At 73.7% G+C, this 16,138-nt stretch carries 12 protein-coding genes; 3 read left to right on the forward strand and 9 right to left on the reverse strand.

The genetic code is table 11. The annotated features are described in order from the left end of the window. Positions 1–23 precede the first annotated feature (23 nt). From T328_RS07940 to T328_RS07955, 4 genes are all read right to left on the reverse strand, one after another. Positions 24–1,031, reverse strand: coding sequence for a hypothetical protein (locus T328_RS07940; RefSeq protein ID WP_496495177.1), 1,008 nt, complete (start codon positions 1,029–1,031; stop codon positions 24–26). 399 nt (positions 1,032–1,430) lie between these two features. Further along, the gene (locus T328_RS07945; RefSeq protein WP_496495178.1) at positions 1,431–2,240 is read right to left on the reverse strand and encodes an SAM-dependent methyltransferase; all 810 of its coding nucleotides are present in this window, start codon (positions 2,238–2,240) and stop codon (positions 1,431–1,433) included. A 168-nt stretch (positions 2,241–2,408) separates the two neighbouring features. Next, the gene (locus tag T328_RS07950) at positions 2,409–2,657 is read right to left on the reverse strand and encodes a DUF397 domain-containing protein (RefSeq protein ID WP_496495179.1); all 249 of its coding nucleotides are present in this window, start codon (positions 2,655–2,657) and stop codon (positions 2,409–2,411) included. A gap of 3 nt (positions 2,658–2,660) precedes the next feature. Further along, on the reverse strand, positions 2,661–3,530 hold the full coding sequence (locus T328_RS07955) for a Sco1979 family transcriptional regulator (protein ID WP_496495180.1): 870 nt from the start codon (positions 3,528–3,530) through the stop codon (positions 2,661–2,663). Between the two features lie 276 nt (positions 3,531–3,806). Here T328_RS07955 and T328_RS07960 point away from each other — a divergent pair, with 276 nt between their 5' ends. Continuing rightward, positions 3,807–4,055, forward strand: coding sequence for a hypothetical protein (locus T328_RS07960; protein WP_496495181.1), 249 nt, complete (start codon positions 3,807–3,809; stop codon positions 4,053–4,055). 54 nt (positions 4,056–4,109) lie between these two features. On the opposite strand, the gene T328_RS07965 is transcribed toward T328_RS07960, so the two are convergent. Together T328_RS07965 and T328_RS07970 are read right to left on the reverse strand one after the other, a co-directional pair. Continuing rightward, positions 4,110–4,871: an SDR family NAD(P)-dependent oxidoreductase gene (locus T328_RS07965; protein WP_496495182.1), complete on the reverse strand. Its 762-nt coding sequence runs from the start codon at positions 4,869–4,871 to the stop codon at positions 4,110–4,112. Between the two features lie 195 nt (positions 4,872–5,066). Next, entirely contained in the window at positions 5,067–5,642 is a 576-nt protein-coding gene (locus T328_RS07970) for a TetR/AcrR family transcriptional regulator (RefSeq protein WP_496495183.1), read from the reverse strand. 74 nt (positions 5,643–5,716) lie between these two features. Here T328_RS07970 and T328_RS07975 point away from each other — a divergent pair, with 74 nt between their 5' ends. Beyond that, positions 5,717–7,570 (forward strand): ABC transporter ATP-binding protein, encoded by a 1,854-nt coding sequence (locus T328_RS07975; RefSeq protein ID WP_496495184.1) that lies wholly within the window; start codon positions 5,717–5,719, stop codon positions 7,568–7,570. Here T328_RS07975 and T328_RS07980 read toward each other — a convergent pair. After that, entirely contained in the window at positions 7,555–10,884 is a 3,330-nt protein-coding gene (locus tag T328_RS07980; RefSeq protein ID WP_496495185.1) for a S8 family peptidase, read from the reverse strand. The two genes, T328_RS07975 and T328_RS07980, sit on opposite strands and share 16 nt — an antisense overlap. 242 nt (positions 10,885–11,126) lie before the next feature. Here T328_RS07980 and T328_RS07985 point away from each other — a divergent pair, with 242 nt between their 5' ends. Continuing rightward, positions 11,127–12,143: a helix-turn-helix domain-containing protein gene (locus tag T328_RS07985; protein ID WP_496495186.1), complete on the forward strand. Its 1,017-nt coding sequence runs from the start codon at positions 11,127–11,129 to the stop codon at positions 12,141–12,143. Between the two features lie 113 nt (positions 12,144–12,256). On the opposite strand, the gene T328_RS07990 is transcribed toward T328_RS07985, so the two are convergent. Both T328_RS07990 and T328_RS07995 read right to left on the reverse strand, forming a co-directional pair. After that, positions 12,257–13,810, reverse strand: coding sequence for a hypothetical protein (locus tag T328_RS07990; RefSeq protein WP_496495187.1), 1,554 nt, complete (start codon positions 13,808–13,810; stop codon positions 12,257–12,259). Next, entirely contained in the window at positions 13,807–16,083 is a 2,277-nt protein-coding gene (locus tag T328_RS07995; protein ID WP_496495188.1) for a S8 family serine peptidase, read from the reverse strand. Before T328_RS07995 ends, T328_RS07990 begins: the two co-directional genes overlap by 4 nt. Between the last annotated feature and the right edge of the window lie 55 nt (positions 16,084–16,138).

The following is a 16,138-nucleotide window of genomic DNA, read 5'->3' on the forward strand; positions in this document are numbered from 1 at the left end:
CCAAAAGGGGCAGGTGCGCCCGGTCACCCGCTACCGAGGGCCATCGAGCGGGCGCGTAAGAACTCGGCCTCGGCCAGGTCCTGCCGGTCGGGATCCTCGGTCACGTAGGCCCAGGGCAGCAGGGTGGCGTACGGGCCCAGGGCGGTGAAGACGCGGGCGGCCTCGGTGAACTCGCGGGCGGCGCTGAGCGCGTGGGCCAGGTGGTTGAGGTCCAGCACGGAGCGCACGTCGGCGTTCGTGACGTCGAACCAGCCGTCGAGCGCGCGCAGCGTGTCCCGCAGGATGTCCTCGCGGGACCACTGGCGGTGCACGAGCGCGTCGCCGCGACCGCGGCGGCGTTCGAAGTGGTAGTGCTCGGCGTGCGCGAAGAGCGGCAGCGCGAGGAGCGGGGAGGCGGTCGGGGCCCAGGAGCCCACCCAGCGGGCGAAGTCCATCGCGTACGCCTGCGAGCCGCCCGCCGCCGCGCAGAGCTGCAGCACGCGGTGGTACGCCTCGCGGTTGTACCGGTCCCGCTTGACGACCTCGTCCAGCAGCCCCCACGGCCCGGGGGGCAGCAGGTTCTCCGGCGGGGCCACCCGGTGCTCGGGCCGCTGCTGCCGCGCGTCCGTCTGCGCCAGCGCCAGCAGGCACACCCACGGCACCGGATCGCCGGGATGCAGCAGCGCCGCCTCCCGGCACGCCTGCCGGGCGTCCTCTTCCAACTGCCCGGCGCTGGGATGCCGCTGCCGGTGCGCCTGCACAGCCCGCCCGACGGCGACGCGGGCCAGCATCATCCGCGCGTCGGCGCTCTCCGGCTCCTCGTCCAGCCAGATCTGCACCACCGCCGACTTGGCGGCCACCACCCCGAGCACCTGCGACCGCGCGGTACGCCCCGCCCAGTCGGCGCCGGTACGGGCGAGCAGCGCGCGCATCGACATCCACCGGCCGACGCGCAGGTCGTCGACGACGGTCCGTAGGTCGTCGTCGAGACCGGCGAGATGGTAGACGGGTCGGAAGACCCCGCCACGACCGGAAGCACCGCCGCGTGCCATCACCACCCCCCGCGGGGCGCGCGGCAGCGCGCGCTACGGGTGGGGCGGGACGACAGGGGACGGGACGGACCGGCTGAGCGGACGCGCCTCGGCGACTGCCATGCGATGTTCATCGAAACCTCGGGCACGCGCACGCGAGTTGGTACGTGGCTCTGGTGCGCGGCTTTCCAACGGACGTTCGTGATGGGGTCCAGGGGATCGTAGCGACACGAGGGCCTTCTGTGTAATCAACCGAATATTGTTGCCGACTAGCAACGCAAGGTCTGAACCGCCAATCGCCGTCCGACCCCTCGTACAGGCAGGTGGGAGGGCCGCCCGCCGAGCACGGCGGTGATCGCGCCGGTCTCCGGGTCGTACGAGCCGGGCGGCCGGCGTCCGTGGCCGGACTCCGGGCCGGGGTCAGGACTTTCGCGCGACCCCGCCGTAGACGTCGGTGGGCTCCGGTTCCGTGCCGGCCTCGGGCCGCCACAGCGGGCAGGAGACTATCCCCGGCTCGATCAGCTCCAGGCCGTCGTAGAACGCGCTGATCTCGTCCGGAGTGCGCAGCACGTACGGGACGGCGCCGGTGTCGTCGTACCCCTGCTGGGCCTCCTGGAGCGCCTTGTCGGTGGCCGTGCTGTCGTAGTGCACGAAGTAGCTGCCGGAGGGAAGCGCGGCCAGCAGGCGGCGGGCGATGGACTTGGCCTCCTCGTAGTCCTGGATGTGGCCGAAGATGCCCATGAGCATCAGCGCCACCGGCCGCGAGAAGTCGAGCGTCTTCCCCGCCTGCTCCAGGATCGCCTCGGGCTTGTGCAGATCGGCGTCGACGTAAGTCGTCACACCCTCGCGGGTGCTGGTCAGCAGCGCCTGGGCGTGCCGAAGCACTAACGGGTCGTTGTCGACGTAGACGATGCGCGACTCGGGGGCCAGCCGCTGCGCGACCTGGTGGGTGTTGTCGTACGTCGGCAGGCCGGTGCCGATGTCGAGGAACTGGCGGATGCCGGCCTCGCCGGCCACGTGGGTCACCGTGCGGATCAGGTAGTCGCGCGAGGCCCGGGCCATCGTCTCGATGTTCGGAGCGATCTCGCGGTACTCGTCGCCCGCCCGGCGGTCGACGGCGTAGTTGTCTTTCCCGCCCATCCAGTAGTTCCAGATCCGGGCCGAGTGCGGCACGGATGTGTCGATCTTGGAGAGGGCCCCCTCGGCGGGGGTGGACTGGCCTTCTGCCATCGGGAATCTCCTGCCCTGCGGCGCGCTTGCTGCGGTCTAACGTACTGTCACTTCGCGGTCGTACGAGGCCGTTTCGAGCGGCTTGGCGGGGGGTGGACCGAGGCGGACGGGAGATAGTGTCCGCCCCGGTCCGCTCCCCCGGTCTGAAGCCGGCGTGCGGCCGGTTCGTCAGGCGATGAGGTAGTCGGCCTGGCCCGCCTTGGCGCCATCGAGGAAGGCGACCATCTCTTCGCGGGTGTAGACGAGGGCCGGGCCGGTCGGGTCGGTGGACTGGCGCAGCGCGACGCTGCCGTCGGGCAGGCGCTTGGCCTCGACACAGCTTCCGCCGTTGGTGCCGCTCCAGGGCTTCTGCCAGCCCTCGGTGCCGAGTTCGGTTGCCGGGACGCCGGTGCGGAAGTTCGGGGGGTCGGCTCGCATGGTTCAGTACTCCTTACGCATGTCCACCAGGAGTGACCTGGTCCGGTCCACCGGATCGGCCTGGACGGCCATCCGGTCGAGTGTTTCCAGATACCCGACGACGTCGTCGGCTTGGTCCACGTAGACCGCGCCGGTGAGGTTCTCCGTGTAGACGATGTCGGGCAGTTCGGTGAAGCCGAAGCGGAAGTAGTGGAAGGGGCCGAACGCGCCCGGGTGCGGTCCAGCCGAGAACGGCATGATCTGCATCCTCACGTTCGGCAGGTCGATCGCCTCGATCAGCCGGTCTATCTGCGCCCGCATCACGTCCCGTCCGCCGACCGGCCGGCGCAGCACCGACTCCTCCAGCACGGCCCACATCGCGGGCGCCTTCGGCGTGGTCAGCAGGTCCGCGCGGGTGATGCGCAACGTCACCCGCCGCTCGATGTCCTCCTCCGACTCGTTGGGAAAGCCGATGCGGAACAGCGTGCGGGCGTAGTCGGGGGTCTGCAGGAGGCCGGGTACGTAGTGCGGCTCGTAGATACGGATGACGGTGGCGTCGCTCTCCAGGCTCACGTACGCGCGGAACCAGTCGGGGAGAACGTTGCGGTACTTGTACCACCACCCTGGCTGATTGGCTTCCTTGGCCAGCCTCAGGAAGTCGTCGGTCTCGGCGCTGGAGACGCCGTAGGTGCGCAGCAGCTCCCGCACGTACGGGATGCGCAGGCCGACTTCCGCCTTCTCCATCCGCCGCACCGTCAGCGGCGTGACATCGATGGCCTCCGCGGCCTGCTCGAAGCTGACCTTCGCCTGTTCGCGCAGGTGCCGTAGCCGTTTGCCCAGGACCATGCGCAGCACGGTCGGGGCGCTGCCGCCACCCGAGCGTGTTTCGCTCACGTCCCTACCTCCCGGCACGGCTGCTACCCGGGAGTGTGCCACGGCCTGCCTGAGTGTGACAGGGGGTCCGCATACATTCTGAAATTATCAGGCCGATGCTTGCGGGCTGCCGTTGTCGACCGCCATAGTGAGGTGACCTGCCTGTCACGCCGACCGCGCCCACGGACCCCACCGCGGCCCGGTTGCACGGCAGTTGGCGACTCCGGGACCCGGTCGGCGACCACTGCCGGGAGCGGGCACATCCTCGACCGCGTACGAACCTCCGAGGAGCGGATCGTGAGCAGCAGACTGGGCCTCGGCCTGGGGCACGAACGCCATCCGTTGCTGGGCAAGCTCGTGCTGGACCGGATCTCCGGCCGCACCGGCTTGCTCCGCGCCATCTGCCCCGAGCCCGAGACCCACTCGGTGTGGTCGACTCCCGAGCTGCGCCAGGCGGCGGGGCCGCGGATGGCGTGGCTGGTGCCGGTGGGGGGCGGGGTCGAGTGGACGACGACGCCGGACGCCATCGAGGAGGCACACGCCTGAGGGCGGGCCCTGACGGCGGGTGGAGTCGCGGTCAGAGCTCCCAGACGACGGACCTCACCGGCCCGGCTCCGGTGCACGCAGCCGCAGGCCCTGCATGCCGCCGTCGACGGCCAGCGCCGTGCCGGTGACGGAGGCGGCGGCGGGGCTCGCCAGGTAGGCGATGGCCGCGGCGACCTCGTCTGCGGTGACCAGCCGGCCCATCGGCTGCCTGGCGTGGAGCGCGGCGCGCTCGGCGGCGGGGTCGGGCGCCCGGTCCAGCAGCCGGCTCACCCAAGGGGTGTCCGCGGTCCCGGGGTTCACGCAGTTGACCCGGATCCCCTCGCGTACGTGGTCGGCGGCCATGGCCAGCGTCAGCGACAGCACGGCGCCCTTGGTGGCGGAGTACAGCGCGCGCTGCGGGAGGCCGGCGGTGGCGGCGACGGAGCAGGTGTTGACGATCGCGGGGTGGGCGGAGCGGCGGAGGTGCCGGAGAGCGGCGCGGGTGGTGCGCACGATGCCGAGCAGGTTGACGTCGAGGACGCGGTGCCACTCGGCGTCGTCGTTGTCCTCGACGGTGCCGACGGCGCCGATGCCGGCGTTGTTGACCAGGACGTCGATGCCGCGCAGGGCGCCGGCCGCGTCGCTGACGGCGGCGGTGACGGAGGCGTCGTCGGAGACGTCCGCGGTGTAGCCGCGCAGGGGTTGCGGCACGCCGTCGGCATCGAGGTCGAGGACGGCGACCTGGGCGCCGCGCTCGGCCAGCAGCCGCGCGGTGGCCAGCCCGATCCCCGAAGCCCCGCCGGTCACGACGGCCTTGAGTCCGTCGAAATCCTTCATCCTTGACCGGCCTCCTGTCATCCGACGACTCCCCCGACGTGCGCGGATCCCTCAGGCACAGCACACGTGGGCACGTAGCACGAACTGCATATTTACCAGATCGATCGCCGCCTTCGACACCCCACAGAGTGAAGATCCGGCACTTCGGAGGCAATTGATCGGATCTCTGGCCGGGTTGCGTCAGCCCACGACGGTTCAGGAAGGGGCGCCCACGGACTTTCTGAGGGTGTACAGGCACACGCTGAGCGCGTTGTGCTTGGTGTCGCCGCCGCGGCTGCGCTGCCAGGCGACGTAGAGCAGGGACCAGAGCAGCTGGACGATCCAGTCGGTGTCCAGCCGGCTGTCCAGCGAGCCCTCCTCGCGGCCGCGGTCGACGAGCCGGGTCAGCGCGCGGTCGGCCTCGGTCTCCTCCGCCCAGCTCTCCCAGTTCCAGGTCGCGGCCAGCGACTCGTCGAAGATGATCCCGAGGCTCTCGCCCAGCTCGAAGTACTCCTGGCAGACCCGCTCCAGTGCGGTGAGCGCGGGGCCGTCGCCGGGGCGGGCGCGGCCGGTCGCCGAGCCGATCTTGTCGAGGACGTCCTCGCCGATGGCGGCGACCAGGTCGGAGCGCTCGGCGAAGTAACGGTGGACCGTGGTGCGCCCGACGCCCGCCGCCGCGGCCACGTCGGCGAGCGAGGCCGCCGGGTTCTGGGCGAGCACGCTCGTGCCGGCGTCGAGGATGGCGCGCCGTGTCCGGGCCCGGGCTCCGGTGCTGCTCACTGCGGTGTCCATGCCCATACCGTACCGCCCTCCCCAGAATGGAACCTGCTTGACGAAAATGGAACAGCAATGTTCTACTGCCGGGCATGAGTGTTCCGGAAAGCGTGCGCGCCCTCTGGTCGTTCGCCAGGCCCCACCGGCGGATCCTGGCCCTCGGCCTGCTGCTGGCCCTGGCCGGCTCCGCCCTGGGTCTGGCGTCCCCGATGGTGACGAAGTGGGTGCTGGACACCCTCGCCGACGACGCCTCGCTCGCCGGCCCGGTCTCCACGCTCCTGGTGCTGATGGTCGTCGGCGCGGTGGTGGGGCACCGGCAGTGGGTGATCCTCGGCGCGGTCGGCGAGCGCGTGGTGCTGGAGGCGCGCGAGTCGATGGTGCGGCGCTTCTTTGGGGCCACGGTCCCTGGCGTGACCGCCCGCCCGCCCGGCGAGCTGGTCTCCCGGGCCGTCTCCGACACGGTGCTGCTGCACGGGTCGACGTCGGGCGCGTTCGTCGGACTGGTCAACGGCGTGGTGATGCTGGTCGGCACGCTGGTGATGATGGCCGTGCTGGATCTCGTGCTGCTGGCGACCACGGTCGCGTCGGTGATCGTCGTCGTCGCGCTCTTCGCCCTGCTGATGCCCGCCATCGCACGCGCGGAGGAGCGGGCGCAGGAGCACGTCGGCAGGCTGGGCGGGCGGCTCGAGGGCGCGCTGCGCGCCGTGCGTACGGTCAAGGCCGCCGGCGCGGAGCAGCGCCAGGCCGACCGGATAGCGGAGGACGCCCGGTCCGCGGCCGACCACGGGCTGCGGGCGACCCGGCTGCAGGCGACGGTCTGGGTGATCGCCTGGACGGGCATCGAGCTGGCGATCATCCTGGTGCTCGGCATCGGCGCGTGGCGCGTCGACGCCGGCTCCCTGGAGGTCTCCGGTCTCATCGCCTTCCTGCTCTACGCCTTCGGGCTGATGGGGCCGGTCACCGAGCTGAGCCAGCATCTGTCGGAGCTGCAGTCCGGCGTCGCGGCGGCCAAGCGCATCCGTGCGGTGGACGAGCTGGCCACCGAGGAGGAGTCGGCCGGCGCGGCGGCCGGCGGGGACGGGCGCCGGGGTCCCGGCCGGGGTGGCGGCGGAGACGACGGCGGTGACGACGGCGGGGCCGTGCTCGAACTGCGGGGCGTCACCGCCGGGTACGGGCAGGGCCGCGAGCCCGCGGTGCGCGGCATCGACCTCGCCGTCCCGCGCCGGGGGCACATGGCGATCGTGGGCCCGTCCGGCGCCGGCAAGACGACGCTCCTGTCGCTCGTCCTGCGGTTCCTGGAGCCGCAGGAGGGTGAAGTGGCCCTCGACGGGCGGCCGTACCGCGAGCTGAGCCACTCCGCGATCCGCTCCCGGCTGGCATACGTGGAGCAGGACACCCCGGTCGTGCCGGGCACCATCCGGGACAACCTGCTGTTCTCCCGGCCCGACGCCGGCGAGGAGGAGCTGCGCCGCGTCCTGCGGGACGTACGGCTGACGGAGAAGGTCGCCGGCCTCGACGACGGACTGGACACCGAGCTGTCCTCGACCGCCGTCTCCGGCGGCGAGCGCCAGCGCATCGCGCTGGCCCGCGCGTTGCTGCGCGAGCCCGACGTGCTGCTACTGGACGAGGCCACCGCCCAGCTCGACGCGCTCACCGAGGCCGCGGTCCACGAGTGCATACGCACCCGGGCGCGGCACGGCGCCGTCGTCACGATCGCCCACCGGCTGTCGACCGTCATCGACGCGGACACGATCGCGGTGATGGAGTCCGGCCGTATCCGCGCCCGCGGCACGCACGGCGAACTGCTCGCCGGCGACGTGCTCTACCGCGACCTGGTGGAGGCCCTGCGCATCGCCACGGCGGCGTCAGGGGCCGCTGCGCCCGCCGGTCACGCAGCGGCCCCCGCCACCGTCTCCGCCCCCGGTGCGTCTCAGCGCACGGGGTAGGCGTCGACGATGGTCTGGTCGACGGCCCGGCCTTCGGCGGCCGTGCCCTCGGCTCGTACGGAGAGGGTGTCGCCCGCGCGCAGCCGCACTCCCGGCGCGGCGGCCAGCACGGAGCCGTCGGGGAACGGCAGGGCCACCATGCGGTGCCAGCTGCCACCGGAGTCGGTGGAGACCCACAGCCGCAGCCTGCCGTTCTCCTCGCGCCAGTCGGTCGGGCTGTCGGAGGACACCATCCGCGCCCCGAACACCAGCGGGACACCGGCGCGCAGGGAGCCGTCGTCGCGGGTCGGCGGCCGGTAGTCCACGGCCAGCAGCCGCGGACGGGTGGACGGGCCGCCGGCGTCGGGCCCGCGGGAGGGGAAGGTCCAGCTGGTCTCCGTCCGGGTGCCGATCGGGAGCCGCGCGGTGTCCGGCCGCGAGGCGTGCTCCAGGCGGAACATCGCCGGCTCCGGCGGGACGTCGTAGTACGGGCTGGCGGGCCCGCGCGGCTGCACCTCGACGCCGTCGCGGTACAGCCGCCGGCTCCCGGTGCCCAGCGCGTCGCTGTCCCTCACCTCGCCGTGGTGTTCACCGTCGCTCAGGTGCCGGAAGGGCAGCGAGATGCTGTCGTCGTAGTGGACGCCCGAGACCACCGCCGGCGCCGCGCCGCGGAACCACACGGGCGCGCGCCGCTCCCCGTGCTCGTACGTCGTCGTCCCCTCGCACAGCGAGGTGCCCGCCGCCGCCGGCGCCACCACACAGTGCCGCCAGCTCACCCCCGGGTCGGCGGTGACCAGTTCGGTCCGTCGCCGCGGCACGTCCAGCGGGTCGCTCATGGTGTATCCGGCGGAGACCCGGGAGGAGTAGGCGGTCCGGCTCTCGACGTACCGGTCGGGGCGGCCGAGCAGCGATCGGTAATCGGACGTCAGGCGGGCGAGGTCGCGGACCTCGGCACGGGAGACGTCGTAGGCGGGCGGGTCGGAGACCGTCTCACCGCCGAGCACCAGGTCGTACACGTCGGCCTGCCGGCCGCGCTCCGGTCCGGTGGCGGCCAGCCGCCAGCGGGTCTCGAACGCCACGGTGCCCCGCTGGACCGGCCCGGTCGGCTGCAGGAACACCCGCCCGCTCTCGACCTCTTCGCCGGTGGCGTAGATGCCGTCACCGATGCCGATGCCCTTCCTGGCGTCGCGGCGCTGGTAGTGGACGGAGACGTGCCCGACGCGGGTGTCGGCGCCCGCGACCCGGGCGGGCCGCAGTTGCTTCGCCCTCCGGGCGTCGATGGTGTATTCCATGTCCCCGTCGAGCATGACCTCGGGCGATCCGGCGAACGCGACCGTGGCCGGGGAGCCGTCGCGCGCCGGGGTCTCCACCTTCGCCATCAGGCTGAGCGATCCGGGCAGCAGCCGGCCGGTGCCCTGTCCGTTCTCGTCCAGGTGTACGGCCTGGGAGCCACCGCCGCTCACCGGGCGGTAGTCGTCCATGTTGGCGACCCACACGGTGCCGCCCGCCCAGGGCTCGCCGTTCCGGTCGAGCACGGTCAGCCGGATGTCGTGCCGGGGCGGTTCGAGGTAGACGTTGAGTGGCAGGGTGACGGTGTCGCGGCCGTCGCGTTTCACCACCACGCCGCCGTGGTAGACGCGCGGCTGCGCCGCGGAGGGGACGATGGTGGCGGTGATCCGCCGGGTCTCGCCGGGCTCGACGGTGACCTGGGCGGGGCTCACGGTGACGAGGTCGTCGGGCGCCGCGTCGTCGTAGACGTCGCGGGCGTTGTCGGAGATGTCCAGGTGCTCGGCCTGGGCGCCGTGGTTGGTGACGGAGAACTCGACGGACTGCGGCTCGGCGCCCTCGGGATAGCGCAGGTAGCCGAAGTCGACGTTGCCGCGGTCGAATTCGAGGGTGTCGGAGGCGGCACCGGGCAGGTCGAGCATCCCGGCGCCGGCGATGTGCGACACCGTCCGGTCGGGGTCGCCGTCCGCGGTGGTCATGAGCGCGGTCTTCACCCGCTGCCAGCTCCAGTCGGGGTGCTTCTCCAGCAGCAGCGCGGCGGCGCCGGCGACGTGCGGCGTGGCCTGCGAGGTGCCGTCCATCGTCGTGTACGGATCGGCCGTGCCGCCGCCGGCGCGGGCGCCGGTGATGCCGGAGCCCGGCGCCATGAGGTCGGGCTTGGCGCGGTACGTACCGAGGGTCGGCCCGACGCTGGAGAAGTGCGCCGGCCTGCCCGTCGGGACCGCGGCGCCGACGGTCAGCGCGCTGCCCGCGATGCCCGGCGACTGGACGGTGCCGCCGAACGGGCCGGAGTTGCCGGCCGCCGCGACGAACAGGGTGCCAGTGTCGGCGGTGAGCGCGTCCAGCGCCAGCGAGACCAGGTCGTCGCCCCTCCCCGGCTGCGCGCCGAGGCTGAGGTTGGCGACCTCGGCGCCCTGCCCCGTGGCCCACTCCATGCCCGCGATGACCCAGGACGACTGCCCCCTGCCCTCGTCGTCCAGCACCCGGGCGTTCAGCAGCCGGGCGCCGTGGGCGACGCCCCGCCGGGCGCCGTCGGCCGCCGCGCCGGTGCCGGCGACGACGGAAGCGACGTGCGTGCCGTGGCCGTTCGGGTCGCCGGTGGAGCCGCTGCCGGTGAAGTCCTCGGCGGCGGTCACCTGGCCGCGCAGATCGGGGTGGTCGGCGTCGATGCCGGAGTCGAGCACGGCGACGTCGACGCCCGCGCCGCTGAGTCCGCCCTCCCACGCCTCGGGGGCGCCGACCATGCCGAGGTTCCAGTCGAGTTCGGCAGCCCGGACCCGGCGGTCGAGCCAGACCTTCGTCACCCCGGCCGCGGCCCGGGGCCCGGCGGGGGCGGTGAGCCGCTCGGCGAAGGAGGTGGCGGCTTCCTTGGGCACGTCGACGGCGGTGGCGTCGATGCTGGACAGCCTGCGGGCGCCGGCGGCCTCGTCCAGCGCGGCCAGCGGGCGGGGGCCGCGGACGATCAGCGGGAGGGTGTCGGTGGCGTCGTCGTGGTAGTCCATCGCGGCGAGCGCGCTGACGTTGAACAGCTCGATGTCCAGTACGCGGGGCACCAGGCGGGCGACGTCGTCGGGGACGACGTACACGTCGCCGTCCTCGTGCAGGGTCGTGAAGGACGTACCCCCGGCGGCGCCTTCGGCGGGCGCCACGGTGACGGCCGGACGGCCGTCGACGACGGGGCCGAGGGTGACGGTGTCGCCGGTCACCAGAGTGACCTCGGTGCCCGGCTCGGCACCCGCCGTGGCGCCGCCGTTCCGGCCGGAAGCGGGGTCGCCAGAGGCGCCCGGGGCGGCGGTGGTTGCGGTGGCGAACTCCGTCGGGTGTGACACAGACGATTCCGGCAGCGCTGTGGCTAGAGAGGGCACGGTGGCCAGCAACGAGGCGAGGCAGCCGAGCACGGCGGCGCGAACGGGCCGGTAACGCCGGAGCGAAGGATGCATGACTGGGGTTGTAACCCGCTCGTCCGTCGCCCAGGAAGCGGTTTCTGTTGGCGACTTGTCGCCATGTCGGCTATTGGTCAGACGGGCGTCCGGCGTACGGCGGCGGCCCGGGCGAAGGAGAGTGATAGACGGTGCTGGAGCCGGCGGGCGTGGAACCGACGGAGGAACGGGTGTACCGGCTGCTGGTCGGGCTGCACGGCGCGGACGCGGGGACCGTGGCCGCGGAGTTGGGCCTCGACCGGCGGCGGGCGGAGTCGCTGCTGGCGTCGCTGCACGAGAAGGGACTGGTCAGCGGGCCCGAGCAACGCCCGGGCGGATCGGGGCACTTCGTGCCCGTGGCGCCGGACGTCGCGCTCGGGCCGAGGCTGCTGCGCGGCCAGGAGGCGCTGGAGCGGGCCCGGCGCGGAGTGACGGAGCTGGCCGAGGAGTTCCGGGCGGGCGTCCGGCGACGGGACGGGCGGCTGCTCGTCGAGGTGGTCACGGGCGTGGCGGCGATCCGGCAGCAGATACGCGATCTCGCGTACGGCGCGCGCGGGGAGGTGCTGGCGCTCTGCAAGGCGGGGCACGTGGCGATGCCATCGGAGGACAACGACGAGGAGTTCGAGATGCTCGCCAGGGGCGTGCGCTACCGCGTGATCTACGAGCGCGCGCTGCTGGAGGAGCCCGGGATGCTGGGCAACGTCGCGCTCGGCGTGCGCGCCGGCGAGGCGGCGCGGGCGGCCAGCACGCTGCCGGTGCGGCTGATGATCGCGGACGGAGCGCTGGCGCTGTGCCCGCTGGTGCCGAGCGCGGACAGCCGGTTCGGCGAGCCGACGGTGGCGGTGGTACGCAGCAGCGCACTGCTGGACGCGCTGATCGCGCTCTTCGAGAGCCAGTGGGCGGCGGCCTCCCCGCTGCACGTCACCGGCGCGGGCGAGCTGGCCGGGCTCGGAGACGGCGCCGGAGCGGCAGGGCCGGCCCTCGCGGAGGACGAGCGCTATCTGCTGTCGCTGGTGGTGGCCGGGCTGGCGGACAAGGCGATCGCGACGCAGCTGGGCATCAGCCAGCGCACGGTGCAGCGCCGGCTGCGGGACATGATGGGCCGGGTGGGCGCGGACACCCGGGCACAGCTGGTGTGGCAGGCGGCCCGCCGCGACTGGCTGCCGTGAGGGCGACGGTGCGCGGCCGGGCGCGGCGACCGTACGGGCGGGTCCCGCCAGGGCACGGCGGCACCCGCACCGGTGCGGCCGGACCGCTCCGGCCGCACCGGTGACGGAGGACGTCACTTCAGCGCGTATGCCCGCTTCACCGTCTGGTCGACGCTGTTGCCGGCGTCGTCCCACGCCTGCACGCGCAGCGAGACGAAGCCGCCGGCGTCACCGACGTCGGGGTGCCGCAGCCAGACGCGGTAGCCGCCGTCCCACCAGCGCGTCACCACGGCGTCCTGCCAACTGGCGCCGTCGTCGAAGGAGGCGGAGACCTCCATCTCCTTGATGCGCCGCCCGTCGATGCCGTCCTGGTGCCGCGCCGTGACGTCGAACGACGCGAGCCGCCCGCCGGGCACCGCGCCCCGCGCGTCGGCCGGCACGTCGTAGTCCAGCTGGACCAGCGGCAGCAGCTCCCGCTCGCCCACCACCGGGCGGTCGGCCGTGAACGACCAGCTGGTGCGCGTGCTCACCGACGTGCGCCACTCCGGGGTGGTCCGGTCGACCGCGAGGTCGAGCCGGTACTCGCCCTCCCCGCCGTCGCCGCCCGCGGGGAACGCGCCCCACGCGGTGCGCGCTTCGGCGAGCTTCTCGCCGTCGCGGTACAGCGCCGCCGACGTCGTGTCCCCCGGTACGCCACCCAGGTCGCCGCCGTCCGGGCGGCTGTAGTGCCCCTTCTGGGCGTCCGCGAACTCCGGGATACGGACGGTGAGCCGGTCGCCTTCGCGGTACGAGGTCAGCCCCGCCACGCCGCGCGGGATCGCGGGCCGCACCACGGGCGCGAACCAGCTCTCCGTGACCCGCTCCCCCGGCCGGTAGCTACGGGCGTCCTGGATCATGCCGCCCGCCAGCGGGTTCATGGTGTCGTAGGTGTAGCGGTGGTGGACGTTGTGGCGCCAGAGGGTGTCGCCGGCGCTCACGTACTCGGTGCGCTCGTGCGGGGTGGGCACGTGTCGCTGGTACTGGTTGATGGCCGTCCCCATCCACGGCCGCCAGCCGAAACGCTGCTCCTTGGCCCAGGGGTCGCCGCCGGTGTCGCGGTAACTCGTCTGGACGGTGGCGGTGTTCGCGTCGCTCACCCGGTGCACCACGCGCTCCGGCACCTGCTGCTTCGCCACCTGCATCACGTCGTACAGGTACGGGCTCGCCGGCGTGCCGCGCAGTTCGACGGCCGTCCGGCCCGCGGCCAGCGCCGCGCGCAGCCGCACGCCGACGTCATGCCGGACCATCGCGCCGACCGCCGGCAGCCGGGTGCCACCGGGCCGCCACACGCTCCACGCGGGTGAGCCCTCCGGGCCGGCGACGATGACGTACTCGGCCCCGGCCGCCGCGGCGGCGCGTACCGCGTTCTCGTCCTGCGGGCTCTCGCCGTCGACCAGCACGGCGGCGCGGGAGATGTCGACGCCGTCGTCGGCGAGGGCCGCGAACTCCGCCTGCGTACCGGTGCCGGCGTCGACCAGCGGCAGCCGCCGGGTGCCGTCCAGGGCCGGGGAGCGGCCCATCAGCCGTACGGCGTCGACGGGTTCACGCCCGCCCGGCCAGCTCACGGTGCCCGTCAGCATCGGCGCCTCCAGCTGCCAGCGGGAGGAGACCTCGAATACGCCCTCGCGGGCCCTGCTGGTCGGCGTCACGTAGAGCTTGCGCCGTCGACGCTGAACTCCATGTGCCCGTGCGAGATGCTGCGGCCGCCGACCTCGCGGTGGCTGTAGAAGCTCATGACGGCTTCCTGCACCGCCGGCTTCGGGGTCTCGATCCTGACCTCGTTCGCCTCGCGGGCGTCGAGGACCACCTCCATGTCGCGGTCCACCGTCAGCTGCGGGTCGACGACGAGGCTGTCGACGCTGCCGTTCACAACCTTGTCGGAGATCACGGCGTGCAGGAAGTAGTCGCCCTCGGGCACCTCGACGGTCAGCGACCTGCCGCCGGGGATGTAGGTGACGACGTCGTAGCGGTCGTCCTGGCCGAAGAGCGTGACGGGGTTGACGAACGCGGGCTCCCCGGAGCGGTCGACACCGCGCAGCGTGACGGTGCGCTTGGGGGCCTCGCGGACGGCGCCGATGGTGGTGTGGGCGACGGTCTCGCCGGTGGTGGCGGTGACGTACCCGCCGTAGCGGCCGGGGCGCAGCCCCGCGGGGTCGAGGGTGACCGGGACGGTCGCGGTGCCGCCCGCGGCGATCTCCACGGTGCCGCCGTCCGGCAGCCCGACGGCGTCGGCCGGGACCGGCTCGCCGCTGGACGCCCGCAGGGAGGCGTCGAGTTGCAGCGTCACGGGCGCGTCGGAGGCGTTGGAGTACGTGATCTCGCGCCGCACCGGCTCGCCGCCCTCGTCGACGCCGCCGAAGGCGAGGGTGCCGGTGGCGTACACCTGCTGCGCGGCGGCGCGGGCGGCGTCCACGCGCCCGCCGCCCTGCTCGTAGACCGTGAGGTCGTCGTGCCGCCGCGCGGTGCTGACCAGCGCGTCCTTGAGCTGCTGCGCGCTGAGGTCGGGGTGGCGCTGGGCGATCAGCGCGGCGGCGCCGGCGACGTGCGGCGCGGCCATGGAGGTGCCGGAGGCGGCGGTGTACAGGTCGTCCACGGGCGTGCCCATGGCGGTGCCCGCCGCGCGGGCGGCGACGATGTCCACGCCGGGCGCGGTGATGTCGGGCTTGACCGCGAGGTCGCCGACGCGCGGGCCGCGGCTGGAGAAGTCGGCCAGCGACTCGTCGCGGTCGACGGCGCCGACGGTGAGCGCGGCGTCGGCGGCGCCGGGCGAGCCGACGGTGGCCGAGCCCGGGCCGGAGTTGCCGGCCGAGGCGACGAAGAGCGTGCCGGTCTCGGCGGTCAGCCGGTTCAGGCCGAGGCTCAGCGCGTCGGTGCCGTCGGTGGGCGCGTCGGTGCCGAGGCTCATGTTGACCACGTCGGCGCCGGCGCCCGCGGCCCACTCCATGCCGGCGAGCACCTGCGACTCGGAGCCGAAGCCGTCGTCGCCGAGCACCTTGCCGACGAGCAGCCGGGCGCCGGGGGCGACGCCCTTGCGGGAGCCGCCTGAGCCGCCTGAGCCCACACCGGTGCCGGCGACGGTGGCCGCGACGTGCGTGCCGTGGCCGAAGGCGTCGCCGGTGGTGGGGCTGTCGGAGAAGTTGCGGGCCTCGTCGATCTGGCCCGCGAGGTCGGGGTGCTCGGCGTCGACGCCGGTGTCCAGCACGGCGACGGTGACGCCGGTGCCGTCGTGGCCGCCCTGCCAGACCTCGGGCGCGCCGATCTGCGGCACGCTGCGGTCGAGCGAGGCGCTGACCTTCCGGTCCAGCCAGATGCGCTCGATGCCGCCGGCGAGCCGCGGCTCCGCCGCCGTCCGGACGCTCCCGTCGTCGTCGACGGCCTCCCAGAACCGGTCCGCCGCGTCCTTGCCGGTCTCGACGGCCCGGGCGTCGAGGCTCGGCAGCGCGGCGCCGGGCGTCACCCCGGGCAGCCGCGCGGCGTCGGCGGCGCGCGCCCCCTTCGCGTACGACACGATCAGCGGGATCCGCTTGCTGCGCCCGTCGCCGTAGCCCTGCCCGACCAGTTCCGTGATGTTGAACAGGTCGCGGTCCACGGCGCCGGAGCCCACGTACGGCACCGCGTCGGAGGGGATGACGTGCAGGTCGCCGTCGATCTCCAGCTGCTCGAAGCCGCCGGCTGTGTCGTCGCCGTCGGCATCGCCGTCGCGCGGCGTCACGGTGGCGGCCTGCCGGCCGTCGGGGAAGCGCTCAAGCCGTACGCGGTCGCCGGTGACGAGCGTGACGACGCTGAGCGAGGAGGCGGACGCCGGATCCGCGGCCGTCGCGCCACCGGGTGCGGCGGCGACGTGGGTCGCGGAGGGCGCCAGGGTGACCAGGAGCGCGCCCGCGGTGGCGAGCGCCGGCAGCTGTATTCGTCGTAGATGCACGGGCAAAGCATTCGTGCCCGCGGGCCTGCTGTCACGACTCCGCCGTGCCGGGCTT

It is taken from the genome of Streptomyces sp. CNX435, assembly GCF_059570575.1.

Coding starts and splice junctions, on each gene's coding strand:
- T328_RS07965 (WP_496495182.1), bottom strand. CDS start 4,871: ATGAAGGATTTCGACGGACTCAAGGCCGTCGTGACCGGCGGGGCTTCG.
- T328_RS07940 (WP_496495177.1), bottom strand. CDS start 1,031: ATGGCACGCGGCGGTGCTTCCGGTCGTGGCGGGGTCTTCCGACCCGTC.
- T328_RS07975 (WP_496495184.1), top strand. CDS start 5,717: ATGAGTGTTCCGGAAAGCGTGCGCGCCCTCTGGTCGTTCGCCAGGCCC.
- T328_RS07970 (WP_496495183.1), bottom strand. CDS start 5,642: ATGGACACCGCAGTGAGCAGCACCGGAGCCCGGGCCCGGACACGGCGC.
- T328_RS07945 (WP_496495178.1), bottom strand. CDS start 2,240: ATGGCAGAAGGCCAGTCCACCCCCGCCGAGGGGGCCCTCTCCAAGATC.
- T328_RS07950 (WP_496495179.1), bottom strand. CDS start 2,657: ATGCGAGCCGACCCCCCGAACTTCCGCACCGGCGTCCCGGCAACCGAA.